Consider the following 26,726-nt stretch of genomic DNA (forward strand, 5'->3'; position numbering starts at 1 on the left):
CGGGCCAGCTCGGCCCGCATGACCAGAGCCAGCACACCGCCGATACAGAAGAACGCGAACGACGTGACGAGATACAGCGTGCCGATCGTCTTGTGATCGGTGGTGGTGAGCCATCTGAGGTTCCTCATGCCCCGCCTGTGTCCGCGCCCGGCCCGCACGTCACACTCGACCGGAGCGAGGAGCGTCACACGGAACGGGTGTGACGATCGAGAGGGTGCCGGACACGAACGGGACATGAGCAACGACGAGAACTTCGCCGCTGCCTATCGCGAGCACTACTGGGCGGTCAGCCGCTATGTGGCGCGGCGACTGGCCGAGCGGACGCACGAGGTCGAGGAGGTGGTGGCGGAGGTGTTCACGGTCGCCTGGCGCCGCCGGGCCGACCTGCCGCCGTCCCCGCTGCCCTGGCTGTACGGCGTGGCACGCAACTGTCTGGCCAACACGGTGCGCGGCCACGGACGCCGCCGCCGGCTTCTCGACCGGCTGGGCAACGACGAGACGGCCCACCGACGGCACGTCACGGCCGGGCCCGACACCGAGGCCCCCGGCGGCTGGGTGCGCGAGGCGCTGGCCCGGCTCTCGCCCGCCGACCAGGAGGTGCTGCGCCTGACGGCCTGGGAGGAGCTCGGTGTCGAGGAGGTCGCCGTCGTCCTCGGCTGCGGCACCCGGGCCGCGTCGATGCGGCTGCACCGGGCCCGGCAGCGGCTGAGAGCCGAGATCGACCGCATGTGCCCCGCGACCGCCGCCGACGCGAACTCCTCGAAGGAACACGGCCATGGCTGACGAACTCGACCTGCTGCGTACCGCCGACCCGGTACCGGCCGACGGCCCCCGCTTCGGGGACGGACCGCTGGACCACGGCGCCGAAACGCGGCTCGCCCGGCTGCTGCACACGACCGGCCCCGGCCGCGCCCGGCGTACCCGCTGGGCCTGGGGCCTCGCCGCGACCGCCGTCGTCGCCGCGACCGCGACCGCTCTGCTGCTCGGCGGCCCGGCGAGCACTCCCGCGATCGCCGCGCCCCTTCCGCTGACCGTCCGGTACGGCTCCACGCCGGTACCCCTGGACCGGCTGGCCGAGCAGGCCGCCGCGGCGGCCGAGGACGGGGAGCCGGCCCTGGTCAAGGGCACGCACGTGCAGTCGTGGAGCCTCGGCATGTCGGACTACGCGCCGCCGGTCACCTACCCCGAGGAGCGCGTCGTGCGCTGGACGGCGGACGACCGTCACACCGAACTCGTGGTGGCGACCGATCCACGCCACCCGGGCCGGCCCGTCGTCTCCGACGCGGACGGCGAGCCGCGCCCGGTCGAGGACGGGCGGGTGATCAGCAGGCGGACCTTCCCGCCGAGCTGGAGCGACGCCCCGCCGGAGTCCCGCCCGCCGCACGACGCGCGACAGCTGCGCGCCTACCTGCTGGAGTCCGCGCATGCCGAGTCGCTGACGACTCCCGAACTCCTCGACGCCGTGGGCCAGTTGCTCGACACCTGGACGCTCGGAGCCCGGGAGACCGCGGCGCTCGCCCGGCTCCTGGCGGACACGGAGGGACTGCGGCCCGTCGGCCAGGTCACGGACCGGCTCGGGCGGACCGGCCAGGCGTACGTGGTCCAGGCCGCGGGCGCCCGCCGGATGCTGATCATGGACCCGGTCAGTGGCGCGGTCCTCGGACTGGAGGCCACCTTCACCGCCGACGAGCCCGAGTACGGCGTGCGGGCCGGCGACGTCATGGAGTACAGCGCCTGGCTGCGGTGATCACACCCCGAGCTGTCGGGCGGCCGCGTCCACGGTCTGCTCAAGGAGCGTGGCGATGGTCATCGGACCGACGCCGCCCGGCACCGGGGTGATGAGCGAGGCCCGCTCCCGTGCCGAGTCGAAGTCGACGTCGCCGACGTTCCCGGCGTTGTAGCCCGCGTCGACGACGACGGCGCCGGGCTTGAGGTCGGCGCCCTTGACCAGCCGAGGCCGGCCCACGGCGGCGATCACGATGTCCGCCTCGCGCACCACCGAGGAGAGGTCCCGGGTACGGGAGTGGGCGTACGTCACCGTCGCGTTCCGGGCGAGCAGCAGCATGCCGGCCGGCTTGCCCAGGATGGCGCTGCGGCCCACGACGACGGCGCGCTTGCCCTCGGGGTCGACACCGTACTCGTCGAGCAGACGCATGATCCCGCCGGGCGTGCAGGACACGAAGCCCGGCAGGCCGAAGCTCATCGAGGCGAACGACGCGAAGGTCACGCCGTCGACGTCCTTCTCCGGGGCGATCGCCTCGAACGCGGCGCGCTCGTCGATGTGGTCGCCGACCGGGTGCTGGAGCAGGATGCCGTGCACGGCGGGGTCGGCGGACAGCTTGCGCAGGGTGGCGACCAGTTCCTCGGTGGTAGTGGCCGCGGGCAGCTCCACATGGCGTGAGTCGATGCCCGCCTTGCGGCAGCGGTTCTGCTTCATGCGGACGTACGTGACGGACGCGGGATCCGCGCCGACCAGCACCGTCGCCAGACAGGGGGCCGAACCGGTGCGCTCGGTGAGGTCGGCCGCCCGCGCGGCGGTCTTCTCGACGATGCGTCGGGCGGGCGCGGTGCCGTCCATGAGCCGGGCCTGAGTCATGATCCACTCCTGAGCAGGTTGACCTCATCGCCCAGGCGCACGGCATTCGACTTCTCCGGGGCCGCTCCCCGGTGGTGCTCCACCTCAGCGCCAGTCACGACCCGCCATCAGCCTAACCGAGGCCGTACGGGCCCCGGGAGCCGCTCCCGAAACGTGGTCCCGAAGCGTGGTCCCGAAGCGTGGTCCCGAAAGGCATCGGCCCGGTCGGTCCGGGTCGCCCGGCCCGATCGGCCGGGCGGCGCTCAGCGGCGTCGGCCGTGCCGGACGCGCGGCACGGACGGCGGCGGCGCGAGCGGCCGGCCGCTCGCCGCGCGCAGCACCGAACGCAGCAGGGCGGCGGACGCGCGCACTCCCGTCGCGGACACGGTGCCCGGACGCCGGGCGCGGCCCGTCCCCAGCGTCGCCCGCGCCGAGAAGGTCCAGGTCAGCCGAGAGGAGACCTGGAACCTCGCCGCTCGCTTCGCTACTCGTCCCATGCGGAGCCTGCCGCGGTGCCCATGATGACCTCCTGCGAGGGCCGCGGCCCGGCGAGGGCGCGGGCCGCGTAGCACCTCACCTCCGAGCGTCCTCCGCCCCCGCGGGCTCGGCAAGCGCTGCGGGGGCGTCCTCCTGACGGGTGAGGGGGGCGGCGGGGCCGTGTCCGGCGGCGCGCCGTGCCGTTGCTCCGGGCATGATCTCCACTCGACGCATCGTCGCCGCCGCCTGCCTCGCCGCCGGGGTCACCGGCTTCGCCGCCCCGCTCGCGAACGCCGCCGAGGCGACCGCCCCGGCCGAGGGCAAGGTGAGCCCGATCGCGGTGCTGGACTCGCTGGCCGCGAGCGACATCCCCGCGGAGTACCGGCGCGAGGTCCCCTCGGTCCGTGAACAGCTGTCCGGGCTCGGCAAGCTCAACGACCTCAACCAGCTGCACCAGCTCACCGACCTGGCGGCCCCCGTCACGGGACTGCTGCCCGCCGTCGAGTGACACCCCGGCACCGGTGGACGACACCGGTACCGGTCCAGGGCCGCCCCGGCTGGGCGGCCCTTCGTGTGCGCGCTCAGCCGTCGGCGGTCGCCAGGAACTGGGTGGCCGCCAGCTCCGCGTAGAGCGGATCGGCCGACACGAGGGCGCGGTGGGTACCCACGGCACGGACCCGGCCCGCGTCCATGACGACGATCCGGTCGGCCATCGTCACCGTCGACAGCCGGTGCGCGACGACGAGGACGGTCGTCGTCCGGGCGACGTCCGCGACCGTGTCGCGCAGCGCGGCCTCGTTCACCGCGTCCAGCTGCGAGGTCGCCTCGTCGAGCAGCAGCAGCCGGGGCCGGCGCAGCAGGGCGCGCGCGATGGCCACCCGCTGGCGCTCGCCGCCGGACAGCCTGGTGCCGCGGTGCCCGACCAGCGTGTCCAGCCCCTTGGGCAGCCGGGCGACCAGACCGTCCAGGCGGGTCGTCTTCACGACGTGCGCGAGGGCGGCGTCGTCCGCCTCCGGGGCGCCCAGCAGCAGGTTGTCGCGCAGCGATCCGGACAGCACCGGGGCGTCCTGCTCCACGTAGCCGATCGCGGACCGCAGCCCCGGCAGCTCCCAGTCCGCGAGGTCCCGGCCGTCCAGGGTGATCACGCCGGACTCGGGGTCGTAGAACCGCTCGATGAGGGAGAAGACGGTGGTCTTGCCCGCGCCGGACGGGCCGACGAACGCCGTCATGCCCCGGGCCGGAACGGCGAACGTCACCCCGTGGTGGACGTAGGGCAGGTCGTCGGCGTACCGGAAGCGGACGTCGTCGAAGGCCAGGGACGCGGGCGGCGCGTCGGCGGACGGCAACGGGGCGGGACGCGCGGGCGGTTCGGCGGGCAGCAGCAGCGCCTCCTGGATCCGGGTGAGGGCGGCCGCGCCCGTCTGGTACTGGGTGACCGCGCCCACGACCTGCTGGATCGGGGACATCAGGTAGAAGACGTAGAGCAGGAACGCGACCAGCGTGCCGATGTCGACGGCGCCCGTCGCGACCCGGGCGCCGCCCACCGCGAGCACCGTGATGAAGGCGATCTGCATCGCGAGTCCGGCCGTGTTGCCCGCGGCGGCGGCCCACTTGGCGGCGCGCACGCTCTGCCGCCAGGACTCCTCGGCCGCGTCGTGCAGCGTCCGCTCCTCCCGGTGCTCGGCGCCCGACGCCTTCACCGTGCGCAGCGCGCCCAGCACCCGCTCCAGCGACGCCCCCATCACGCCGACCGCGTCCTGCGCCTGCCGGCTGGCCCGGTTGATACGCGGCACGATCAGGCCCAGGACCACGCCCGCGCCGAGGATCACGGCCAGCGTGACCGCGAGCAGCACCGGCTCCACCAGCCCCATCAGCACGACCGTCGCCACGAGCGTGAGGCCGCCGGTGCCGAGGCCGACCAGTGAGTCGGTGGTGACCTCGCGCAGCAGCGTGGTGTCGGAGGTGACGCGGGCCATCAGGTCACCCGGCTCACTGCGGTCGACGGCCGGTATCCGCAGCCGCAGCAGATACGACGACAGGGAGCGCCGGGCGCCCAGCACCACCGACTCCGCGGTGCGGCGCAGGACGTACGAACCCAGCGCGCCCAGCGCCGCGTTCGCGACGACCAGGCCCGACATCGCGAGCAGCGCCCCGGTGATGGTCCGGTCGTGCGACAGGTCGTCGATCAGGCCGCGCGCCACCAGCGGCAGCAGCAGCCCGGTGCCGCCGGTGAGCAGGGACAGCAGGGCGCCGGCCGACAGGGCCCAGCGATGCGGCCGTACGTATCCCAGCAGCAGCCGCCACGGGGGCGGGGCGGGCTGCGTCTCAGCGATGGTCACGGTGCTCCTCACCGGTCGGACGGAGCCCTCAGGCTACGTCGGCGCCTTCCCGGGGGGCCGCCCGCCCACGGACCGTCGCGAGCGCCGGGGAGCCGGGCCGAAAGCGGCGCGACAGGGGCACCGGACCGTGCCCTTACCGATCAGTCACGCGTAGGGTCGGAGCGGGACGGAACCCCGTCGACGAAAGGGTTGAGCACCATGGCGCAGGAAGTACGCGGCGTGATCGCACCGGGCAAGGACGAGCCGGTCCGGATCGAGACGATCGTCGTGCCGGACCCGGGCCCCGGAGAGGCCGTCGTACGTGTCCAGGCCTGCGGTGTCTGCCATACCGACCTGCACTACAAGCAGGGCGGTATCAACGACGACTTCCCCTTCCTGCTGGGTCATGAGGCCGCCGGCGTGGTGGAGTCGGTCGGCGACGGGGTCACCGATGTCGCGCCCGGCGACTTCGTGATCCTCAACTGGCGTGCGGTGTGCGGTCGTTGCCGGGCATGTCTGCGCGGCCGGCCCTGGTACTGCTTCGACACGCACAACGCCGGGCAGAAGATGACCCTCGCCTCGACCGGCCAGGAGCTCTCCCCGGCCCTGGGCATCGGCGCGTTCGCCGAGAAGACGCTGGTCGCGGCCGGCCAGTGCACCAAGGTCGACCCGGCCGTCTCCCCGGCGGTGGCCGGGCTGCTGGGCTGCGGCGTGATGGCCGGTCTCGGCGCGGCGATCAACACCGGTAACGTCGGCCGGGGCGACACCGTCGCCGTCATCGGCTGCGGCGGGGTCGGCGACGCGGCCGTCGCCGGGGCGAACCTGGCCGGCGCGGCGAAGATCATCGCCGTCGACATCGACGACCGCAAGCTGGAGACCGCCCGCACGATGGGCGCCACGCACACCGTCAACTCCCGCGACACCGACCCGGTCGAGGCGATCCGCGAGCTGACCGGCGGCTTCGGCGCCGACGTCGTCATCGAGGCGGTGGGCCGCCCGGAGACGTACCGGCAGGCCTTCTACGCCCGCGACCTGGCCGGCACGGTCGTCCTGGTCGGCGTACCCACCCCGGAGATGAAGCTGGACCTGCCGCTGCTCGACGTGTTCGGCCGGGGCGGCGCGTTGAAGTCCTCCTGGTACGGCGACTGCCTGCCCTCCCGGGACTTCCCCATGCTGATCGACCTGCACCTCCAGGGCCGCCTGAACCTGGAGGGGTTCGTGACCGAGACCATCCAGCTCGACGAGGTGGAGAAGGCGTTCGAGCGCATGCACCAGGGCGACGTCCTGCGTTCGGTGGTGGTGCTCTGATGGCTCCCCGCGTCGAACGCCTCGTCACTTCAGGGCAGTTCACCCTCGACGGCGGCACCTGGGACGTCGACAACAACGTGTGGATCGTCGGTGACGACCGCGAGGTCGTCGTCATCGACGCCGCCCACGACGCCGAGGCCATCGCCGAGGCCGTCGGCGACCGCCGGCTCACCGCCATCATCTGCACCCACGCCCACAACGACCACATCGACGCCGCGCCCGCCCTCGCGGATCTCACCGGTGCCACGATCTGGCTGCACCCCGACGACCTGGCGCTGTGGAAGCTCACCCACCCGGACCGCGACCCCGACGCCCATCTGGCCGACGGTCTGGTCATCGAGGCCGCGGGCGCCGATCTGACGGTGCTGCACACGCCCGGCCACGCGCCCGGCGCGGTCTGCCTGTACGACCCGGGGCTGGCCACGGTGTTCACCGGCGACACCCTCTTCCAGGGCGGCCCCGGCGCGACCGGCCGCTCCTACTCCCACTTCCCGACGATCATCGACTCGATCCGGGACCGGCTGCTCTCCCTCCCGCCGGAGACGAAGGTCCTCACCGGCCACGGCGACCCGACGACCATCGGCGCCGAGGCCCCGCACCTCCAGGAGTGGATCGCCCGAGGGCACTGAGCCCGGGACCCGCACGGTGCGTCCCGCCGAGCCATCGCCGGGAATGGACGACAGGAGATGTCCGGCTCACCCGCCATTCCCGACCCCGACCCCGACATCGGTCGCGGGAGGACGGGAGGCCGGACATCTCCACACCGCTGGAAGACAAGGTCGCCCTGGTCACCGCAGCCGGTGGCCACGGCATCGCCGTACCCACCGACCATCTCGACCCGGCGGTCCTTCGTCCCCGGCCACGAACTCGGGCCGCGCGGCGCCACCGCCGTCGCGCTCACCCCCGGCCGGCCGCCCTCCGCGCTCATGCTCACGGCTGCACCGACCACGACGGCGGCCGCCTCGACGCCTGGCGCCACCTCGTCGAGGTCCAGGATCCGGGGAGGCCGGCGGACGTCACTGGGTAGCGATAGGCCCATGACATCGATTCAGGAGCTTCAGGAGCCACGCTTCCAGGGATACGCCGTCCTCGTCACCGCCGCCGCCCGGGGCATCGGCGCCGCCACCGCGGGCCGGTTCGCCCGGGAGGGGGCGCGGGTGCTGGTGACCGACATCGACCTGCCGGAGGCCGAGCGGACCGCGGCGGCGCTGCGCGAACAGGGGCTCGGCGCGGAGGCGTTCGGCTGCGACGTGGCGGACCGGGCCTCCGTGGAGGCGGCGGTCGCCCGCGCCGTCGACGCCTTCGGCGCGCTCGACGTGCTGGTCAACAACGCCTACGGCTGCACCCCGGACGCACCCCTCTTCGAGGACGAACCGGACGAGGTGTGGGCCCGTGACCTCGACCTCACCCTGACCGGTGCCTACCGCTGCTGCCGGGCCGCCCTTCCGCATCTCGCCGCTTCCGGGCGCGGTGCCATCGTCGGCATCGGCTCGGTCAACGGCCTCCAGGACTTCGGCAACCACGCCTACAGCGCCGCCAAGGCCGGGCTCGGCTCCCTGACCCGCACCCTCGCCGGGCACGCGGCCGCCCGCGGGGTGCGCGTCAACCTGGTCATACCCGGCACCGTACGCACCACGGCGTGGGAGGGGCGGGACGCTGACCTGGAGGCGATCACCGAGCTGTACCCGCTGGGGCGGGTCGGCGAACCCGAGGACATCGCCGCCGCCGTCGCCTTCCTGGCCTCGCGCGACGCGGCCTGGATCACCGGGACCGCGCTGACCGTCGACGGCGGGGTCACCGCGGTCAACACCGGCTTCCACGTGGCGACCCGGCACCGCGGCAGGACCTGACGGCCGCGGACTTCACCGCGGCAGGACCTGACGGCGGCGGACCTGGCGGGGCCGCCCGGCCTCACCCGGCGTGGGCCGTCGGGAGCCGCACCGCGGTGAGCGCGGCCAGCACCCGCCGGGTGTCCTCCTCGGTGGTGCGCCAGTTGCTGAACGCGGCGCGCAGCGCGGGCACCCCGCCGTACACCGTCGGCGTCAGGAACGTCTCCCCGGAGGCGGCCACGGCCGCCGCCAGCGCGTCGACCCGCTCGGCGGTGGGGTCGTCGGCGAGCGTGAAGCAGACGACGTTCAGCCGGACCGGCGCGAGCAGCCGCAGCGCCGGTGCCCGCTCGACTCCCTCGCCGAGGAGCCGCGCGAGCGCCACGTTCCGCTCGACGATCTCGCGGTGTCCGGCACGGCCGTACGCCGTCAGCGAGACCCAGGCGGGCAGCGCGCGCAGCCGCCGTGAGGTCTCGGGGGTGAGGTGGAGGAAGTCGGGTTCGCCGGTGGGCAGGCCGAGATACGGGGAGGCGTGGTGGAAGACGGCGACCTGGAGGTCACGGCGGCGGGTGAACTGGACGGCCGCGTCATAGGGGACGTTCAGCCACTTGTGCAGGTCGACGCAGACCGAGTCCGCCTCGTCGAGCCCGTCGACCAGGTGCGCGTGGTCGGGGGAGAGCGCGGCGAAGCCGCCGAACGCGGCGTCCACGTGCAGCCAGAAGTCGTGCCGCCGCCGCAGCGCCGCGATCGCCCGCAGGTCGTCGAAGTCGACGGTGTTCACGGTGCCCGCGTTGGCCACCACGATCGCGGGCCGGCCGCCCAGCTCCGTGAGCGCCGCGTCCAGCGCGTCCACGTCGACGGCTTCACGGTTCCCGGCCGCGACGGGCACCGCCCGCAGCCGGTCGCGGCCGATCCCGAGCACCGACAGCGCCTTGCCGACACTGGAGTGCGCACTGCCCGAGAGCACGTCCACCGGGCCGAGCGCGGCCGCGCCCGCCCGTGAGACGTCCACGCCCAGCCGCTCGCCCATCCAGGCGCGGCCCACGGCCAGACCCACGGTGTTGGACATGGTCGCCCCGGACACGAAGGCCCCGTGGTGCTCCGCGCCCAGCCCGAACAACTCCCGCAGCCAGCCCACCGTCTCGTGTTCCAGCGCCGAGGCCCAGGACCCCTTCGACCCCGACACGTTCTGGTCGAGCGCGGACGTCAGCCAGTCACCGGCGACCGCGGCCGGTGTCGCGCCGCCCGTCACGAATCCCAGGTAGCGCGGACCGGCCGAGCCGGAGAAGCCCGGCGCCCAGCGCCGCGCGAACGCCGTCAGGGCGCCCTCGGCGCCCGCGCCGTCGGCCGGGAGGGGCACCGGGCCGGGTGCCTCGCCGAGCGCGGCCACCGGCCGCCCGTCGAGGTCGCTGATCTCACGCACGGCCAGGTCACGGGCGCGCTGGAGGAGTTCGGGGAACCGGGACAGATCGTCGGCGAGCGCGGAGTGCATGCGGCGAAGCCTAGGCGTTGGTCCGCGGGCGTCCCGGTGTCCGCGCGCCGGTCCGCTCCGCGTCGTGTAACCGTTTCGTCGCGGCGTGGGCGGCAGGGCAACTTTTGTCCTCGGACGCCCGTCTAGTGGGCAGAGATCGAAGGACGCAGGAGAGGAACACGCCATGGGGGACATACGCAGACGGGGCGCCGTCGCACTGGGGATCACCACGCTGGTGGCCCCGCTCACACTCGCACTGAGCGCCGCACCGGCGCAGGCCGCGAGCTGTACGACGCAGACCGGCCCGTACCAGAAGAAGGTGGAGAAGTTCCTCGGCCGCCCGGTGGACGGCCGGCAGTCGTCCGCCGACTGCAAGGCGATCCGGGCCTTCCAGACCAAGCACGGCATCACGCCGAACATCGGCTACGCCGGGTCCGTCACCTGGGGCGTGATGGACCTCATGAACAAGCAGAAGGCCGTGGGCAAGAAGCCCAACAAGGACGGCAGGTGCCCGACGAACAAGGGCCGTATCGCCTGCGTCAACCTCACGCTCCAGCTCAGCTGGATCCAGGACGGCAGCCGCCTCGTCTACGGACCCGTGCCGGTCCGCACCGGACGCAACGGCTACGAGACGCGCCCCGGCCTGAAGAAGATCTACTGGCGTCACATCGACCACGTCTCGAACATCTACAACGTGGCCATGCCCTACAGCCAGTTCTTCGACGGCGGCCAGGCCTTCCACTCGGTCGCGCTCAGCGTGTGGAACCCGCCGGGCTCGCACGGCTGCGTCAACATGACGAAGACCGACGCCAAGAAGTACTGGTCGCTGCTGAAGAACGGCGACGACGTCTTCGTGTACGGCCGCAAGCCGGGCACCTGACGGCACCCGGCCCGCTCCGGCGGGTCATGCCTCGGGCGCGTCCCCGAAGTCCGGGATCTCCAGCCGTGCCCCGCCCTGCCGCGCGGAGTCGTGCGCGACGATGCCCGGCAGGGTGTAGCGGGCCGCCACCCACGCGTTCACGGACGGCAGGGTGCCGCTGCCGACCGCGGTGACGAAGTCGTCCACCAGGAAGTGGTGGCTGCCCTCGTGACCGTTGTGCAGCTCGTCGAAGGCCCGCGGCAGCCGGGCCCGGTCGTGCACCGGCGCCGAACCGGAGGTGAAGGCGGCCCGCAGCTCCGGCGCGATGTGCTGGAGCGAGGGATCGTCGGGGGAGAGCGTGGGCTTGGGCTCCAGCAGCTCGCTGATGTCCTGCACCCCCTTCTTGTCCTGCCACAGCGCCACCGTGGCCAGCTGCTCCATGCTGGCCTCCGTACCGAAGAACCGGAACCGCGACTCCCTGATGTGCGAGGGGTAGCCGACCCGCCGGAACTCGTTGGTACGGAACGACCCGCCGCCCGCCACCTCGAACAGCGCGCTGGCGTTGGAGAAGTCGTTGCCGAACTGGCTGACGTCCTTGTCGAAGACGCCGTCCCCGCGCTCGTCGACCACGCCGATGGCGGACACGCTCACCGCGTGCGTCTGCCAGGCACCGAGCACCCCGCCCACCGAGTGCGTCGGGTAGAGCAGCGGCGGATAGCTGGCGGTCTCCTTCCAGTTCTCGCCTCCGCTGTACCGGTACGCGTCGTAGAAGCCCAGGTCCATGTCGTGGACGTAGTCGCCCTCGGCGTAGAAGAGGCGCCCGAAGGCGCCTTCGGCGATCTGGTTGCGGGCGTGCACGGTCGCCGGGTTGTACTGGCTGGTCTCGCCCATCATGTACGTCAGTCCGGTCGTCCTGACCGCCTCGATGATCGCCGCGATCTCCTCGACGGTGATCGCCATCGGGACGGCGGAGTACACGTGCTTGCCGGCCGCCAGGCCCTGGAGCACGAGCGGGCCGTGCGTCCAGCGCTGGGTGAAGATCGCGACCGCGTCGACGGCCGGCGACTCCAGCATGGCCTCGTACGAGGGGAAGGTGCCCGCCAGCCCCTGGGCGGCGGCGAGCTGCTCGGCCCGGTCGGGCAGCAGGTCGGTGACATAGACGTCGTCGACGCCGGGGTGGGCCTGGAACAGCGTGGCGAACTGGCCGGAGAACTGGCCGGCGCCGACGATGCCGAGCGAGAACGTCATGAGGTGCGTGCCCTTCGGTGGGAGAAGATCGCACTTACTTTTGTTGCGGAACAATCCTGCCGTCAAGAGGGCGGCCCGACAACTTTCGATGCGGTCATTCCGTGCGTAGAGTGGCCATGTTGATTTTGAGACGGAAGAAAACAGGGGGGTCTGGCCCGGATGACCGCAGCTGCCGGCAGTTGGCTGCCGCTGAGCCCCGGTGAACGGTCGGTGGCGATCGAGGTGCTCGTCCACGGGCCGCTCTCGCGCAGCGACCTCGCGCGGCGGCTGGACCTGTCCGCGGGCAGCCTCACCCGGCTGACCAAGCCGCTCATCGAGTCCGGTCTGCTGGTCGAGGTCCCCGAGGGCGGAAGTCCGGCCGACGCGCAGGTGCGCCAGGGGCGCCCGTCCCAACCTCTGGCCGTCGTCGCCGAGTCCCGTACCTTCGCCGGTTTCAAGATCACCGACGACATGGTCTACGGCGTCGTCACGACGCTCCGCAGCGACATCGTCGCCCGCCTGGACCGCCCGCTGACCACGCACGACCCGGACGCGGTCGCGGAGCTGGTGGCCGCGATGGCCGGGGAGCTGGCTCGCGACCACCCCCGGCCGGCCGGGATCGGCATCGGCGTCGGCGGCTTCGTCCGGCATCGTTCCGTCGTGGCGGAGTCGCCCTATCTGGGCTGGCGTGACGTTCCCCTCGCGGACCTGGTCGAGCGGCGCAGCGGGCTGCCGGTCGTCGTCGAGAACGACGTCGCCGCCCTCGTCGAGGCCGAGACCTGGTTCGGCGCGGGGCGCGGACTGGACCGCTTCGTCGTCCTCACCATCGGCGCGGGCATCGGCTACGGACTGGTCCTCGGCGGCAGGCGGGTGCCGTACGCCGAGGAGGACCGCGGGTTCGGCCGGCACTGGATCCTCAGCTCCGACGGCCCGCTCACCCCGGACGGGGAGCGCGGCAGCGCCGTCTCACTGCTGGCCATCCCCAGCATCCGCTACCAGGTCCAGGCCGCCACCGGCCGGGAGCGGACCTACGAGGAGATCCTCGCCCTCGCCGCCGCCGGTGACCGGATGCCCGCCCGCGTCGTCGACGAGGCGGCACGCGCCCTGGGCACGCTGATCGCGCAGATCGCCAACTTCGCGATGCCGCAGAAGATTCTGCTCGCCGGGGAGGGTGTCGGTCTGATGGAGGTCGCGGGGGACGTGGTGCGCGAGACGATCCGTGCCCACCGGCATCCGCTGGCCGCCGCGGTCGACCTGGAGACCAGGGTGTCCGACTTCCATGACTGGGCGCGCGGAGCGGCCGTGCTCGCCATCCAGGTGCTGGTGCTGGGGGCGGCCGACCGATGAACTGGCGGCCGGAGTCCGGCAGATGGACGTGATCAGTGCCACTGTCCTATATGTCGGAATCCTTCACGATTACTCACATGGCCTTCACGGTGGGAGACGTATGCTTCACACCATGTCCACCAGTGTTGAACCCGTGTCCGAGCGATCGGCGGCGGAGGTCAACGAGGAGATCCGGGCCCTGTGGTTCCGGGCGGGCGGGACACTGAGCGGCGAGCAGCGCGAGGAATACCGGCGGCTCGTCCTGGAGTGGGCCACCGCCCCGCAGGCGGCCTGAGCACCCCTGACCGAAGGGGTGCCTTCTCGCACCGCCTCCGTCGTCCGCTCTCCCTGCCTCCGTACGCTCTCCCTCTCCCTCTTTTTCTCCTTCTCCTTGCCGCCTTTCCTTCTCTCTTCTTCCTCCCTCGACCCTCGGCCGCGGCCGGGGGTCAGCCCCATGTCGCCGAGTAGTGACGCTGAAAAGCCTTGCGGTCCTGCTCCGCACGGATGTAGCGGGTCGCGACCAGCGCGATCAGGCTCCCCGCCATCACCAGCAGGCCGGGGCCCAGGTTCTTCGGGTCCGTGAGCCGCGCCAGCAGCGTCGAGGCGCCCGTGCCGCCCGACACCGCCGCCGACGACCCCGGCGAGGCGGCGCCCGGCGCGATCGCGCTGTGCGTAGGGGCGGTGGAGGGTGCCGACGTGGGTGCGGCCGAGGCGCCCTGACCGCCGGCGCCCTGCGCCGCCACGATCAGCTGCACCCCCAGCGTCGACAGCGCCTTCGTCACCGGCTGGAAGAACGTCGTACCGCCCGTCGTGCAGTCCCCGCTGCCGCCCGAGGTCACCCCGAGAGCGATCCCCTCGGAGAACATCGGTCCGCCGCTGTCACCGGGTTCGGCGCACACGTTCGTCTCGATCAGACCGGTCACCGTCCCCTCCGGGTAGTTGACCGTGGCGTTGAGCGAGAGCACCTGCCCGTCGCGCAGCCCGCTGGTGCTGCCGCTGCGGAACACCCTTTGTCCCACGGCCGGATCACTGGCGCCGGTGATCCGCACCCCGTTGCCGTTGCCGACGGCCACGACGTCGGCGCCGGCGCCGGCCTTGCCGTTCGCGTACTGCACCAGCGAGAAGTCCCCTCCGGGGAACGAGCTGTTGACCGTCCTGCCGATCTGCTGGGTGCCCTGGTTGTCCGCGAACCACAGCGCACCGGCCGGCCCGCAGTGACCGGCGGTGAGAATGAAGTCGCTCTGCCCGTTGGTCACGTTGAAGCCCGCCGAGCAGCGCCCGCCGGTCGACAGGATCGGCTGGGCGCCGTTGAGGCGCGTGGTGAACTCGCCGGAGGTCCGTTCCATCCGGACGAAACTGCCGATGCCGTCCGCGACCCGGGTCAGCGCCGACCAGTCGGCGGCCGAGACGGTGTGGTCGGCCAGCACCACGACCCGGTTGGTGCGGTAGTCCACGGACCACGCCGTGCCGGCCACCCGAGGCGCCGAACGCAGCGTCGTCGTGGCCGACTTGAGCTCGTTCATACTGTGCCCGACCATCCGGGCCTCGGCGCCCGCCGCGCGGACCTCGGCCGCCGCGCCCTCGTCGGTGACCGCGACGACCGGCTTGCCACCGGCGCCGATCCAGCTTCCCGCCGTACGGGAGGCACCCAGGCGCGACACGAGTCCGGCGCCGGTGTCCGCGACGGACTGGGCGGAGCTGCGCGGGACGGCCGACGTGCCGGGCGTCTCGCTCGCAACGGCCTGCGTCACCATCACCCCTCCCAGGAGGAGTCCGCCGACGGCCGCCAACTGTGTCACTCGCCGGACGACCCGTCGTCGTGCGTGCCTCATGCCTGGCTCCCGAACCCCGATCGCGCGGTGGCAACACCGCGGGGCCCTCCGGTCGTTGAGCGCCCTGACTTCCATACGTACGCGGGACGGACCGTGTTCAGCCGGACGGCGGGCGCTTCGACCGCAGCGGAAGCACGGCGTCCGCCACGCCCGGGACGAGCCGCGTCCGGCTCCGCCCGTCGCCCCGCACGGCGCCCTATCTTGTGCTCCATGACAAGCATCCCGCACGTCACGCCCGGTGAACCGAATCCGCTGCGCGCACTCACCCTCGACCGCCTCCGCCGTCGTACGAGCATGAAATGGCGCACCTACCCCGCCGACGTGCTGCCGCTGTGGGTGGCGGAGATGGACGTGACACTCGCCGAGCCGATCGTGCGCGCGGTCACCGACGCGATGGCGCTGGGGGACACCGGCTATCCCGCGGGCACCGCCTACGCCGAGGAGCTCGCCGCCTTCGCCACCCGGCGCTGGGGCTGGGACGGGATCGCCGTGCGACGCACCGCGCTGGTGCCGGACGTGATGCTCGGCGCCGTCGAGATGCTGAGACTGGTGACCGGGCCCGGGGACGCCGTCGTCCTCAACCCGCCCGTGTATCCGCCGTTCTTCCAGTTCGTCGGGCACATGGACCGCCGGCTCTGCGAGGCGCCGCTCGGCCCGGACCTGCGCCTCGACCTCGACATCCTGGAGCAGGCCTTCCGGCGGGCCGTGGCCGGCGGACGGCCCGCCGCCTACCTGCTGTGCAGCCCGCACAATCCGACCGGCACCGTGCACACCGCCGACGAGCTCACCGCCGTCGCCGACCTCGCCGAGCGGCACGGTGTGCGGGTGGTCGTCGACGAGGTCCACGCCCCGCTGACCGCCGGGGGCGTCGACTTCGTGCCGTACCTGAGCGTGCCGGGCGGGGAACGGGGGCTGTCCCTGATGTCGGCGACCAAGGGCTGGAACCTCGCCGGGCTCAAGGCCGCGCTGGCCGTGGCGGGCCCCGCGGCCGCCGCCGACCTGGCCCGGCTGCCCGAGGAGGTCAGCCACGGTCCGAGTCATGTCGGCGTCCTCGCCCACACCGCCGCCCTGCGCGACGGTGGAGCCTGGCTGGACGCCCTGTCGGCCGGTCTCGACGACAACCGCCGCCTGCTCGCCGAGCTGCTGGCCGAGCACCTGCCCGCGATCCGGTACCGGCCGGGGGAGGCCACCTATCTCGCCTGGCTCGACTGCCGGGCGCTGGACCTGCCGGACGACCCGGCGGACGTCTTCCTCGACCGCGGCCGGGTCGCGCTCAACTCCGGGATCCGCTTCGGCACGGGCGGCACCGGTCACGTACGCCTCAATCTGGCCACGTCACCCGAGGTGCTCACGGAGGCGGTGCGCAGGATGGTGCGGGCGGTGGCCTGAAGAGCGCACGCCGGCGTGCCGAAGGCCACCCGTCGTCGTGCCGAAGGCCGGCCGCCCTCGTGCAGAGGGGCGTCGGCCGTCGTGCCGAAGGGCATCGGTCGTCGTACCGAGGGGTATCGGTCGCTGTCATGGACACGTGTGGGCGCTGTCATGATGGCGGCATGCGTGTGCTGATCCCGCTCCCGGACCGGGACTTCGACGTCACCGAGGTGGCCGTGCCCTGGCGGCTGCTCACCGACGCGGGGCACGAGGTCGTCTTCGCCACCGAACAGCCCGGCACCCGCCCCGAGGCGGACCCGCGCCTGCTCACCGGTGTCCTGTTCGGCCGGCTCGGCGCGGCGGACGAGCCCCGGCTGTTCTACCGGCAGCTCACCGCCGCACCGGAGTTCACGGCCACGGCCGGCTGGGCGGACCTCGACGTGACGGACTTCGACGGACTGCTCCTGCCGGGCGGCCACGCGCCCGGTATGCGGCAGTACCTCGGCTCGCCCGCACTGCGCGGGCAGGTGGCCCGGTTCTGGGCACTGGAGCGGCCGGTCGGGGCGATCTGCCACGGCGTACTGGTCCTGGCCCGGTCCCAGGACCCGGCCACCGGCCGCAGCCTCCTGGCCGGCCGGCGCACCACCTGCCTGCCCAAGTACCTGGAACGCTCCGCCTATCTCAGCACCGCCTGGCGCCTCGGCCGCTACTACCGCACCTACCCGGCCTACGTGGAGGACGAGGTGCGCTCCGCCCTCGCCGACCCGGCGGCGCAGTTCGTCCGCGGCCCCCGTGTCCTGACCCGGCGCGGCACCTCCGCCGACGACTCCCACGCCTTCGTCGTCGAGGACGGCTGCTACACGTCGGCGCGCTGGCCGGGCGACGCCTACCTCTTCGCCCGGCGCTTTCTCGCCCTCCTCCAGCGGGCCGGCTGAGGGAGCGACCCGGCGCCGGTCTGTGCCTACACTGCCGGGCATGGACGACACGTCGGTGGCCCGGCTCGGCGCGGGCAAGTATCTGCTGATCACCAGTTACCGTAAGAACGGCACCGGTGTCCCCAGCCCGGTGTGGGTCGTGCGGGACGGCGAGGACGCCCTGGGCGCCTGGACGGCCGCGGACTCCTGGAAGGTGAAGCGGATCCGCGCCCGCGGAGACGTCCTCGTCGGCCCGTGCGACGTGCGCGGCAACCCGACCGGCGACCCGGTCCCGGCCACCGCCGAGATCTGCGACGCCGGGACAAGTGCCCGCTACCGCACGCTCATCGCCCGCAAGTACGGCATCCTCGGCCGCCTCACCCTGCTCGGCAGCCGGCTGCGGCGCGGGGTGGACGGCACGGTCGGCATCCGGATCACCCTCACGCCGTAGCCGCGAGAGGGCCGGCCGTGTCACACGGCCGGCCCTCCACGGATCCTCGTTCTACGGAGCGTCCAGCACCGTTCCCGTCAGCGCCGGACCGTCGCCCGGCTCACCGGAGTCGTCCAGCCACCCGAACCGCACCGATTCGGCGGGCTCGGCCACCTGGTCCCCGACCGTGGACACCGTGAGGTCCACACCGGTCCGCCCCGCCGGGACGGTCCCCGCGAGGGTGAGGTAGTCCACCTTGGACAGCGGGCGCTCCGGGTCGGGCGACTCGCCGGAGACGTCCATCAGCCAGGCCGGATCGACGTCCTTCGTGGACAGTTCGGCGCCGTCCGCCACCGGCCGCACCGCGAAGGCCGCGTACAGCTCCGCGTCGGCGGCTTCCGACAGGGTCACCCGCCACCTCAGCGGCTGCCCCTCGGTCACCCGGTCCGCGACCGGCGTGACCGAGATCGTCGGCATCGGATCGTCGTTGCTCACCCTGATCCCGCCGTGGTGCGCGCCGACGACGGCGCCCCGGACCGCTTTCACGAGCACGTCGTGCGACACGTCGTAGGAGAAGCGGGTGTTGCCCTTCACCGTCACCGGCACGTCGATCGTGTGTCCGCCGGGCCGTACCGTCACCAGCCGGTCCTTCGTCTGCCCGGTGTCCGGGTCGACGACGTACACCCGCACCTGACCGCTGCCTTGGCCGGACACCCGGACCGGCACGCGGTACGTGCGCACCCCCGAGTCGCCCTCCTCGACCGTCGTGGTGCCGAGGTCGACGCGCGGCAGGGCCGCGGCGCGCACGGCCGGGGTGCCGGGGCGCCAGCCCCAGGCGTCCATCAGCCAGGCCCGGCCCGCCCGCGAACGCGGGGTGAGGTCCAGGGACTTGACGTGGCGCAGGTCGAGACCGGCACGGGTGGCGGCCGTGAGCGGGACGCGTATCTCACGGGCCCAGTAGGAGGCGGTCCGTTCGCTGCCCGGCAGGGCGTCGACGCGGACCCCGCCGAGCGTCGCCCGGCGGCCGGCCGCGTCGGTGACGGCCACGTCCAGCCGGGTGCCGCCGGTGTTCGGCGGCACGATCACGCGCAGGGTCAGCGAGGTGGCGCCGCCGAGGGACACGGGCGCGGCCGGGCGCACCCGCACCGCGCCGCCGGGCGCCGACCAGCGCAGGGCCACGGCGCGACGGCCCCGCTCGCGGTCGGTCTCCCACCGGGCGAAGTGCGGTGAGGAGCCGCCGACGGCCGAGCCGAGGCAGGCCGTGGCCGCGTCGGGGTCCACCGCCGAGCACAGCGTGCCGCCGGACACGGTCACCGGACCGTCCGGCAGGAACCCGGCACCCCGGCGCGCGCCCACCGCGTGGGTGAGGACACGCGCGGGGTCCGCCGAGGGGGCCCGCCGTCCCGAGCCGTCGAGCAGCTCGCGCGCGCGGTCGTCCCCGGCGACGAACAGCCGCGCCGCGGCGGCGACATAGGTGGCACCGGCGCGGTGCTGCTGGTCGGCGGTGAGCCGGGTCCGGGCGCCCGTCGAGCAGACCGCGTCCCGCTGCTCGGGATCGTCCCAGAAGTCGTCGTCGGCGGGCGCGGCGGCCTGCCCCGGAGTCCACTCGCTGTTGAAGAAGTTGTGGTTGGCGCCGACCACGTAGACGGCACTGTGCAGCGCGGCGCCCCGGCTGACGCCACGGGTGCCGTCGACGTAGACCTCGCCCTGGAGGTCGGAGACGTCCCCGTCGCAGCCCGGCAGGATCGTCGTCGAGGGCACGTCGGCGACCGGGTTCTGGCCGAAGATCGTCGGTCCGACGAGGACGGTGCCGTGGATGTGCCAGCGGACCGGACCTCGGTAGCCGTCCTGTTCGGCGGGCGGCGGGTAGAGGCTGTCCAGCGCGGCACGGTTGACGCCCTCGCCGCCGCGCGAGTGGCCGACGAGCAGCACCCGGGACAGATCGGCCGTCGGCCCGTGGCGTACGACGGCCGGAGCCGTGGCCGGGTGGGCGGCCCAGTCGGCCCAGCGGGCCAGGTGCTGCCGGACCAGCGACGAACGGGCCTGCGCGCCGCCGTCCTCGGCGGCGAAGTCCTGGCCGTTGACGCCGTTCGCGGAGATCGACACCGTCACATAGCCCTGGGAGGCCAGGAGGCGCTGGTCGCGCAGATAGCCGCGGTAGCTCGGGATCGGCCGTGTACCGGCCGGGCAGGGCCAGTCGCCGGTCGCTTCGGCCGCCCGGTAGCAGGTGGCGTGGCGGCCGTGCAGGAACAGCGCCAGCGGGCGCTTGCCCGGGGCGCCCTGGGGCGACACCACCACGGCACGCATCTCGACCGGGGCGGCGAAACCGGGCAGGCGTACGGAGCCGAGGCCGTACTCGCCGGTGACCGTGCGGTACGCGCCCGGCCTGCCGGGGTCGACGCTCGCCGCCGGGAGCGGGGCGGGGGGCAGCGCCCCGACTGAGGACGGTCCGCTGCCGTTTCCCTTGCTGCCGCCGCCGCTGCCGGCGGATCCGGCGGCAGCGGTGCGGGCGTCCAGTCGGCGGCCGCCGGCCTGTACCTGGAGGCCCGTCAGGTCGGTGGTGCGGGCGTCGGCGAGGTCCAGCCGGAACGTCCTGCCGTCGCGGCCGGGCGCGGGCAGGCCCAGCAGCCGGCCCGCGGCGTGGAACTCGACGCGCGCGTCCCCCATGGGCACGGGCACGGGCGCACGCCAGACCAGGGTCCGCGCGTCACCCTCCCCGGTGATCCGCCAGCCTGCCGGCAGCGCGTCGTCGGCCACGGCGGCGGGCGGTCTCACCTCGTCCGTCTGCCGAGCCTGCGCCAGTCCTGGTGACCCTGCCAGTGCCGCGAGCACTGCCACGGCGGCGACACCTGTTCGCCGGGCACGGAGCAATGTTCCCCTCCTTCAACGTCACGCGCGGACACCCCGTCCGTACCGGGGGCCTCTCGCGTACCGAAGGAGGGAAGAAGGGATCTGCGGGTTGCCTGTGATGGGCTACCCACTGTGGTGAGGGGACGGAACCGGCCATCGCAGGCCGATTCAAGAACATTTGACGATTCGTCATCGTGACAACAGTGATGACGGCACGTCAAAACTTGCCCTGTAAGGGTCAGTTCCAGGCTCGGAAGGGTTCGTCGATCAGCTGGAAGACCGGCTCTCCCCGGACCGGGTCCTTGGCCGTGGACAGCCGTACGCGGTCGCCGCTGTGGATGCCGATCAGAGGGCCCATGACCCGGCCGCGCACGACGAACCCCTCGGCCATCTCGATCAGCGACACGTTGCGCGCGGCGGGTGTGTTGCGGTGCACCACCGTGGCGTGCCGGACGGTGCCCAAGCCCGCGCTGCGTTCGGTGCGCAGGTCGCCGCCCTGGCAGGCCGGGCACAGCAGCCGGTGGTACATGGCGGTGGCGCACCAGGTGCAGCGCTGGAAGAGCACCGCCTCCGCGTCGGCGGCCGCCGGTTCGAGTACGACCGTCGCGAGGCCGGCTCCCTGCTGAACTGCGCTTCCTGAGGGGTGGTACACGCTGGTCAACTCCCTGCGCTCGGCCGGAATCCCGCGTGCGCGGATCATCCGGGCACGCACGTGCCCGGATCGCCGTGCCACCGTGCACAGCGACAGAGTATGGCACTCAGTGCCACCCGTAAAGGTACTCCGTACCGCCAATCCGCGCGGGTCAGTCGCGGCCCAGCGTCGTCTCGATCTCCTGCACCACCCGCCACAGCGGCGCCCCCCGTCGGGCGACGACCACGACGACATCCTCGGCGTCCTCCGCGCCCTCGGAAGTCGCGGACGGCTCCGGGGCCTTGACGGCCGGGCCCGGGGTGCCGAAGGTCGACTGCACATGGCCGAGCGCGTGGTCCACCGCGGCGCCGGCGTCGTCCTGCCCGTCGGAACGCAGCCAGGAACGCAGCGCGTTGTTGTGCGCCGCCACCACCGCGGCCGCGATCACGTCGGCCCGGAGCGTGCCGTCGCGGCGGCCGTCGAAGCGCCCGCGCAGATACGCGGCCAGTGCGCGCTCGTAGCGCCACACCACCGACAGTTCGTACGTCCGCAGTCCCGGCACCTGCTTGGTGAGGCGGTAACGCTGCACCGAGAACGCCGGGTTCTCCGCGTACATCCGCAGGACGAGCCGGGCGGCGTCACAGACCCGCCGTACCGGTTCGTGCGCGTCGCCGCTCGCCGCGAGGAAGGTCGTCATATCGGCGAGGCAGCGCTCGTGGTCGGGGAAGACCACGTCCTCCTTGGAGGGGAAGTAGCGGAAGAAGGACCGCCGTCCGACCCCGGCCAGCGCCACGATGTCGTCGACCGTCGTCTGCTCGTAACCCCGCTCCAGGAACAGCTGGAAGGCCGCCGCGACCAGGGCGTCCCGCATGGGCGGCTTCGCGGCCGCCTCCTCTGCCTTGCCACCGGAGCTCATGGAGGGGAACGTAGCATCCGGCGCGCGGTGATGGCACTCAGTACCATTCGTGAGGGAACCGAGTGCCCCCGGTGAAGCCTTTCCGTGGACCGGCGTAACCTTCCTGCACCACGCCACAGCACGCCACGCCACAGCACGCCACGCCACACCGTGCCCGCTCGCACGGCTGCGTGGCCGCCGTCCGCCTTTGAGGAGACCCCGCATGTCCGCCGCCCGCCCCCGCGTCCTCTACGTCACCGATCTGGCGTACCCGGCCCGCGGGCGCCGCTACGGCGACGAGGACGTCTTCCTCACCTCCCGGCTGCGCGCCGACTTCGACCTCGCCCTGTGCCACCCGCGGGACGCCGCCGCCCTGATGGACGCCTTCGACGCCGTCGTCGTGCGCAACAGCGGACCCGTGCTGGCGTACCAGGAGCAGTACGACGCCTTCCGCGCGCTCGCGCTCAGCAGCGGGACGCGCGTGTACAACCCGCTCACCGGCAGGGCGGACATGGCCGGCAAGCAGTACCTGCTCGACCTGAGCGCCGCGGGCCTGCCCGTCATCCCCACCGTCGGCTCTCCCGCCGACCTCGGCCTGCTGCCCGAGGCCGACCGGTACATCGTGAAGCCCAAGCTCGGAGCCGACTCCATAGGTCTGCGCACGGTCTCCGCCGACCTCCTGGCGGGCCTCGCCGACGGCACGGTCCTGGTCCAGCCCCGCGTCGACTTCGCCTACGAGGTCTCCTTCTACTTCGTCGACCACGACTTCCAGTACGCCCTGTACGCCCCGGACCCCGAGCGGCGCTGGGAGCTCCGGCCGTACGAACCCACCCACGAGGACCTGGAGTTCGCCCGCGGCTTCGTCACGTGGAACACCCTCGACCACGGCATCCAGCGGGTCGACGCCTGCCGCGCGCCCGACGGCCGGCTGTTGCTGGTCGAGCTGGAGGACCTCAACCCCTATCTGTCCCTCGACGCCCTCGACGAGACCCGGCGGGACGCCTTCGTGGCCGCGCTGACCCGGTCCCTGCACCGCTTCCTCGCCGGCTGAACCCGGGCGGCGGCCCGCGCGTATCACTCCCCGGGGGATCCGAGGTCCCGAAGGAGAGCAGCGTGCCGACACCACCCGAACCGGGGGAGCCGTTCGAGCGCCCGGTCCTCGAACCCATCCGGGTGTTGCGCCCTCGCCGCACCGACGCCCTCGCGGAACTGTTCCGGGAGATGACCGAGGACCCGCGCTACGAGTCCGTACCCCTGAGCGACGCGCCGCCCTCGCCCGAGGAGGAGACGCAGGAGCTGCCGCCCGTCCGCGAGCCGCGCTCGCGCGGCGACGGCCCGGGGCTGCGCCGCGCCGCCATCGCCGTCGGTGTGACGGCGGCGGCCGTCATCGGCTTCGGCTGCGCCCTGCTGCTGCTCCGGATGAACGCCGACACGGCGGCCGCCGCGCCGAACCCGTCCGCCTCCGCCTCCGCTCCCGCCGCCCCGATCGCCTCGCCGTCCACCGACCCCGACGGCGCCGGCACCCTGCGCGAGGGCGACAGCGGTCCCGAGGTGGCCGACCTCCAGTCGCGCCTGCTGCGCATCCCGAACGTCTACGACCACGGCGCCACCGACGGCCGCTACGGCACCGACCTGACGGCCGCGGTGGCCCGCTTCCAGCTCTGGTACGGCATCCGCGGCGACGAGTCCGGCGTCTACGGCGACGACACCCGCCGTGACCTGGAGGCACGCACGAACGGCGGCTGACGGCGGAACAATCGAACACCGGGCAAGGTCTGGGAAAAGAACGGTGACCACGGGGTCATGACGGCCGCACGATGAGCCCGGGGGCCGGCGCGACGGGGCGGACGGCCCGCCTCGAACCGAAAGCCCTCACGATGAACGGCTCCCGCATTCCGGGCGTGCTGCTGCCCGCCGTGTTCCTGCTGGTCCTCCTCGTGGGCGTCGTCTGGTACTGGCGGCACCGCGACGACGACTGACCACGGCCTCAGCCGGAATCCTCCGGCACCCGGATGTCGACGACACAGACGTCGTCCCGCCGCTCACCTTTCAGCATCGAGGCGAGCAGCGGCTCCAACGAGCCGGACGCGCCGGTCCGGTGCGTCTCGACGGCCCGGGCCAGCCGCTCCAGTCCGCGGTCGAGGCTCTCCCGGGGCCGTTCCACCAGTCCGTCGGTGTACAGCAGGATCCGGTCGCCCGGTGCGAGACGGCACTCCGCCTCCTCGAAGACGGGGGAGTTGCTCGCCCCCAGGAGCATGCCGCGCGGTCGGCCGAGATGGCGTGCCGTCCCCTCCCGGAGCAGCAACGGCGGCGGATGGCCCGCCTGCGCCCAGAGCAGCCGTCGCCCGGCGGGGTCGTAGCGGGCCAGGATCATGGTCGCCGTGCCGTGCGGGTCGCGGGAGTGCAGCAGCAGCGCGTTGAGCCGGGTGAGCGCGCCGGTCAGCGACGAGCCGGTGATGATCATGCCCTTGGCGGTGAACCGCAGCTGGGCCATCGAGGCCACCGCGTCGATGCCGTGCCCGGTGACGTCACCGACCACGAACAGCACCTCGCCGTCGGGTAGTTCGATGGCGCTGAACCAGTCACCGCCCACGTTGAGCCCCGACTGCGCCGGCAGATACGCGACCTCGACCCGCAGCCCCGCCAGCTCCACCGGCTTCCTGGGCAGCGGCAGCAGCGCGTGCTGCAGACGGCCCGCCATGGAGCGCTCGTCCTGCAACACCCCGTGCTGGGTGAGCATCGCCCGCTCGCTCGCCACGAGGGCCAGCTCCGCGCTGCGCTGCGCGGTGAGGTCCTGCACGAAGCCGTGCACCTCGACGGGTGTGCCGGTGCCGTCCGCCACCGCCTCGGCCACGGCCCGCAGGTGCCGGACGCCGTCCCCGGTCCTGATCCCGAACGGCAGGTCGAACGGCCGCCCCGAACCGAGGAGTTCGCCGACCGCCGCGGACAGCGCGGGCCGGTCCTCGGGTGACGCGAGCGCGGGCAGCTCGGCGAGGGGGACCGGGCCGTGCGCGGGATCCCGGTCGAGCACGGCGAAGACCTGCGACGACCAGGTGGCCTCGTGCGTGACCAGGTTCCAGTTCGCCCAGCCGAGGTTGCCCAGGCGCTGGACGTCCGCCAGCCGCTGCTCCTGCCGGTCCGAGGGGGCGTGCCGGAGCCAGCTGAGGATCAGCCCGTCGCCCAGCCTCGCCACCCGAACGGAGTAGGTGGAGAGCTCCATGACACCGTCCACCGGCTCGTGCCGCGCGAAGGGTTCGCCCTCGTACGGCTCCCCGGTGTCGAGCGCGCGCAGGCACCCCGGCCACAGCGACTCGTCGCCCATGGCGGGCCAGCACTCCCGCATTCCCCGGCCGAGCAGGTCGCGCCCGGTGCGGCCGAGGGAATCGGCCGCCTCCGGGGTCGCGGCGTCGATGCGGAAGTCGTCGACCTCGCCCGAGGCGGACCGGTCCGGGGTGAGCAGCAGCACCGTGCCCGGCAGGGTGTCGAACACCGTCTGCACGGAGTCGGTGTGCCGGTCGCCGGACGGCTCCCGCGGGGCGCGGAACGCGTCCGGTCGGCCCGCGCAGAGCCGGGCGGCCTCCCGCAGTTGGGTCCGGACGTGCGGGGCGAACGGCCCGTCCCGGCGGCGCAGGAACCCGATCGAGTAGTCCGTCGGGCCGCCGGTCACCACCGGCAGCCAGGCGCGGGACAGCCATCGCCCGGGCGGATCGCCGGCCGGCCGATACCGCTCGCGGTCCGTCCCGAAGTCCTCCAGCCAGCGGGGCTCGCCCTTCCGGAGCGCGTCCAGCGCGGCCACGTCGCCGCGCGGCGGCATCCGGCGCCACCGCCCGGCCGTCGTCTCGTCCAGCCCGGCGTGCCCGACCAGTTGCAGCCCACCGGTGGGCGGCAGGGCGTAGATCATGACGGCGTCCGCTTCCACGGCCGGCGCGAGATGCTCCAGCAGACACGACGCGAGGTCCTGCGCGCCGCGGACCCGGACCAGGGCCCGGCCGAGCCGGCCGAGCGCCTCGGCGTGGTCCGGCTCAGGGTCCCGTACGGCGGCGCAGGCGCCGGTGCCGGGTGCGGTGCCGTCGGTGGGCGGGGCGGTGGTGGCGGGCGGGGCGGCCCGCGGTGTGGCGGGGCGCGGAGCCGGGAGGCCCGCGAGTGTGATCCGGCATTCCTCCAGCAGGGTGCGGTCGCCGGCCTCGGCCCGCCGCAGCAGCTCGTCGTGCGCGGCGTCCGCGGTGCGGCCGGTCAGTGCCATCACCACGCCCCTGGCCCGTTCCAGCACGGCCGCGCCGGCGGCCAGGTCGTGCAACCGGTCCATCTCGGCACGCTGCCTGGCCACGATCCTGGTCAGGGCCACCAGATCGGGCACGGCACCGGACTTCGCCGGGAACACGGGCTCGCTCGTCACGCGACGAGCATGGCACATGCGAC

Annotated in this window: 25 protein-coding genes, 1 pseudogene and 1 riboswitch; of the genes and pseudogenes, 16 read left to right on the plus strand and 10 right to left on the minus strand. The window is 73.4% G+C overall.

Features of this window, described 5'->3' with window-relative positions; all coding sequences use genetic code 11:
* Nucleotides 1–234 precede the first annotated feature (234 nt).
* Nucleotides 235–783 (plus strand): RNA polymerase sigma factor, encoded by a 549-nt coding sequence (locus ACWCQK_RS22205; protein ID WP_451157379.1) that lies wholly within the window; start codon nt 235–237, stop codon nt 781–783.
* On the plus strand, nt 776–1,747 hold the full coding sequence (locus ACWCQK_RS22210) for a CU044_5270 family protein (protein WP_451157381.1): 972 nt from the start codon (nt 776–778) through the stop codon (nt 1,745–1,747). Before ACWCQK_RS22205 ends, ACWCQK_RS22210 begins: the two co-directional genes overlap by 8 nt.
* Here the strand turns inward: ACWCQK_RS22210 and ACWCQK_RS22215 are convergent, their stop codons facing one another.
* Nucleotides 1,748–2,596, minus strand: a complete 849-nt coding sequence (locus ACWCQK_RS22215; RefSeq protein ID WP_451157383.1) for a bifunctional 5,10-methylenetetrahydrofolate dehydrogenase/5,10-methenyltetrahydrofolate cyclohydrolase — start codon at nt 2,594–2,596, stop codon at nt 1,748–1,750.
* Nucleotides 2,597–2,618: 22 nt separating this feature from the next.
* A riboswitch (ZMP/ZTP riboswitch) is annotated at nt 2,619–2,704 on the minus strand.
* 134 nt (nt 2,705–2,838) lie between these two features.
* Nucleotides 2,839–3,072, minus strand: a complete 234-nt coding sequence (locus tag ACWCQK_RS22220; protein WP_451157385.1) for a hypothetical protein — start codon at nt 3,070–3,072, stop codon at nt 2,839–2,841.
* 194 nt (nt 3,073–3,266) lie between these two features.
* Here ACWCQK_RS22220 and ACWCQK_RS22225 point away from each other — a divergent pair, with 194 nt between their 5' ends.
* The gene (locus tag ACWCQK_RS22225) at nt 3,267–3,560 is read left to right on the plus strand and encodes a hypothetical protein (RefSeq protein WP_451157387.1); all 294 of its coding nucleotides are present in this window, start codon (nt 3,267–3,269) and stop codon (nt 3,558–3,560) included.
* 73 nt (nt 3,561–3,633) lie between these two features.
* Here ACWCQK_RS22225 and ACWCQK_RS22230 read toward each other — a convergent pair whose 3' ends face one another.
* Nucleotides 3,634–5,391 (minus strand): ABC transporter ATP-binding protein, encoded by a 1,758-nt coding sequence (locus tag ACWCQK_RS22230; protein ID WP_451157389.1) that lies wholly within the window; start codon nt 5,389–5,391, stop codon nt 3,634–3,636.
* 198 nt (nt 5,392–5,589) lie between these two features.
* Between ACWCQK_RS22230 and ACWCQK_RS22235 the strand changes: the two genes are divergently transcribed.
* The 4 genes and pseudogenes from ACWCQK_RS22235 to ACWCQK_RS22250 all read left to right on the plus strand — a co-directional run bounded on the left by ACWCQK_RS22235 (nt 5,590) and on the right by ACWCQK_RS22250 (nt 8,528).
* Entirely contained in the window at nt 5,590–6,678 is a 1,089-nt protein-coding gene (locus tag ACWCQK_RS22235) for an S-(hydroxymethyl)mycothiol dehydrogenase (RefSeq protein ID WP_451157391.1), read from the plus strand.
* Complete coding sequence (locus tag ACWCQK_RS22240) at nt 6,678–7,307, plus strand: MBL fold metallo-hydrolase (protein ID WP_451157393.1); 630 nt, start codon at nt 6,678–6,680, stop codon at nt 7,305–7,307. Before ACWCQK_RS22235 ends, ACWCQK_RS22240 begins: the two co-directional genes overlap by 1 nt.
* A gap of 210 nt (nt 7,308–7,517) precedes the next feature.
* Nucleotides 7,518–7,705: pseudogene (locus tag ACWCQK_RS22245) on the plus strand (hypothetical protein); the annotation flags it as partial.
* 10 nt (nt 7,706–7,715) lie between these two features.
* Nucleotides 7,716–8,528 (plus strand): SDR family NAD(P)-dependent oxidoreductase, encoded by an 813-nt coding sequence (locus ACWCQK_RS22250; protein ID WP_451157395.1) that lies wholly within the window; start codon nt 7,716–7,718, stop codon nt 8,526–8,528.
* Between the two features lie 61 nt (nt 8,529–8,589).
* Here the strand turns inward: ACWCQK_RS22250 and ACWCQK_RS22255 are convergent, their stop codons facing one another.
* Entirely contained in the window at nt 8,590–9,996 is a 1,407-nt protein-coding gene (locus ACWCQK_RS22255) for a pyridoxal phosphate-dependent decarboxylase family protein (RefSeq protein ID WP_451157397.1), read from the minus strand.
* A 163-nt stretch (nt 9,997–10,159) separates the two neighbouring features.
* Between ACWCQK_RS22255 and ACWCQK_RS22260 the strand changes: the two genes are divergently transcribed.
* Nucleotides 10,160–10,855, plus strand: coding sequence for a L,D-transpeptidase family protein (locus tag ACWCQK_RS22260; RefSeq protein ID WP_451157399.1), 696 nt, complete (start codon nt 10,160–10,162; stop codon nt 10,853–10,855).
* A 24-nt stretch (nt 10,856–10,879) separates the two neighbouring features.
* On the opposite strand, the gene ACWCQK_RS22265 is transcribed toward ACWCQK_RS22260, so the two are convergent.
* Nucleotides 10,880–12,082: a Gfo/Idh/MocA family protein gene (locus ACWCQK_RS22265; protein WP_451157401.1), complete on the minus strand. Its 1,203-nt coding sequence runs from the start codon at nt 12,080–12,082 to the stop codon at nt 10,880–10,882.
* 159 nt (nt 12,083–12,241) lie between these two features.
* On the opposite strand from ACWCQK_RS22265, the gene ACWCQK_RS22270 reads away from it, so the two are divergent.
* Together ACWCQK_RS22270 and ACWCQK_RS22275 are read left to right on the plus strand one after the other, a co-directional pair.
* Nucleotides 12,242–13,408 carry an ROK family protein gene (locus ACWCQK_RS22270; RefSeq protein ID WP_451157403.1) on the plus strand — a complete coding sequence of 389 codons (1,167 nt, stop codon included), beginning with the start codon at nt 12,242–12,244 and terminating at the stop codon, nt 13,406–13,408.
* A gap of 112 nt (nt 13,409–13,520) precedes the next feature.
* On the plus strand, nt 13,521–13,682 hold the full coding sequence (locus tag ACWCQK_RS22275; protein ID WP_451157843.1) for a hypothetical protein: 162 nt from the start codon (nt 13,521–13,523) through the stop codon (nt 13,680–13,682).
* Nucleotides 13,683–13,833: 151 nt separating this feature from the next.
* Here ACWCQK_RS22275 and ACWCQK_RS22280 read toward each other — a convergent pair whose 3' ends face one another.
* Nucleotides 13,834–15,219 (minus strand): S1 family peptidase, encoded by a 1,386-nt coding sequence (locus ACWCQK_RS22280; protein WP_451157405.1) that lies wholly within the window; start codon nt 15,217–15,219, stop codon nt 13,834–13,836.
* A 210-nt stretch (nt 15,220–15,429) separates the two neighbouring features.
* On the opposite strand from ACWCQK_RS22280, the gene ACWCQK_RS22285 reads away from it, so the two are divergent.
* The 3 genes from ACWCQK_RS22285 (at nt 15,430) to ACWCQK_RS22295 (ending at nt 17,952) form a co-directional block, all read left to right on the plus strand.
* Nucleotides 15,430–16,608 (plus strand): MalY/PatB family protein, encoded by a 1,179-nt coding sequence (locus ACWCQK_RS22285; RefSeq protein ID WP_451157407.1) that lies wholly within the window; start codon nt 15,430–15,432, stop codon nt 16,606–16,608.
* A 161-nt stretch (nt 16,609–16,769) separates the two neighbouring features.
* Nucleotides 16,770–17,522 (plus strand): type 1 glutamine amidotransferase domain-containing protein, encoded by a 753-nt coding sequence (locus ACWCQK_RS22290; RefSeq protein ID WP_451157409.1) that lies wholly within the window; start codon nt 16,770–16,772, stop codon nt 17,520–17,522.
* 40 nt (nt 17,523–17,562) lie between these two features.
* Nucleotides 17,563–17,952, plus strand: coding sequence for a PPOX class F420-dependent oxidoreductase (locus ACWCQK_RS22295; RefSeq protein WP_451157411.1), 390 nt, complete (start codon nt 17,563–17,565; stop codon nt 17,950–17,952).
* Nucleotides 17,953–18,003: 51 nt separating this feature from the next.
* Here ACWCQK_RS22295 and ACWCQK_RS22300 read toward each other — a convergent pair whose 3' ends face one another.
* From ACWCQK_RS22300 to ACWCQK_RS22310, 3 genes are all read right to left on the minus strand, one after another.
* Nucleotides 18,004–20,802, minus strand: a complete 2,799-nt coding sequence (locus ACWCQK_RS22300) for an alpha/beta hydrolase family protein (protein WP_451157413.1) — start codon at nt 20,800–20,802, stop codon at nt 18,004–18,006.
* A gap of 217 nt (nt 20,803–21,019) precedes the next feature.
* Nucleotides 21,020–21,433, minus strand: coding sequence for a Zn-ribbon domain-containing OB-fold protein (locus tag ACWCQK_RS22305; protein ID WP_451157810.1), 414 nt, complete (start codon nt 21,431–21,433; stop codon nt 21,020–21,022).
* 151 nt (nt 21,434–21,584) lie between these two features.
* Nucleotides 21,585–22,283, minus strand: a complete 699-nt coding sequence (locus ACWCQK_RS22310; protein WP_451157812.1) for a TetR family transcriptional regulator — start codon at nt 22,281–22,283, stop codon at nt 21,585–21,587.
* A 247-nt stretch (nt 22,284–22,530) separates the two neighbouring features.
* Between ACWCQK_RS22310 and ACWCQK_RS22315 the strand changes: the two genes are divergently transcribed.
* The 3 genes from ACWCQK_RS22315 to ACWCQK_RS22325 all read left to right on the plus strand — a co-directional run bounded on the left by ACWCQK_RS22315 (nt 22,531) and on the right by ACWCQK_RS22325 (nt 24,286).
* Nucleotides 22,531–23,358, plus strand: a complete 828-nt coding sequence (locus tag ACWCQK_RS22315; RefSeq protein ID WP_451157415.1) for a hypothetical protein — start codon at nt 22,531–22,533, stop codon at nt 23,356–23,358.
* A 62-nt stretch (nt 23,359–23,420) separates the two neighbouring features.
* Nucleotides 23,421–24,053 (plus strand): peptidoglycan-binding domain-containing protein, encoded by a 633-nt coding sequence (locus ACWCQK_RS22320; RefSeq protein WP_451157417.1) that lies wholly within the window; start codon nt 23,421–23,423, stop codon nt 24,051–24,053.
* Nucleotides 24,054–24,124: 71 nt separating this feature from the next.
* A complete protein-coding gene (locus ACWCQK_RS22325; protein WP_451157419.1) occupies nt 24,125–24,286 on the plus strand; it encodes a hypothetical protein in 162 nt (53 codons plus the stop codon).
* Nucleotides 24,287–24,294: 8 nt separating this feature from the next.
* Here ACWCQK_RS22325 and ACWCQK_RS22330 read toward each other — a convergent pair whose 3' ends face one another.
* Nucleotides 24,295–26,721, minus strand: coding sequence for a PP2C family protein-serine/threonine phosphatase (locus ACWCQK_RS22330; RefSeq protein ID WP_451157421.1), 2,427 nt, complete (start codon nt 26,719–26,721; stop codon nt 24,295–24,297).
* Nucleotides 26,722–26,726: the final 5 nt, after the last annotated feature.

The sequence above is a fragment of the Streptomyces sp. NPDC002306 genome (assembly GCF_053593435.1).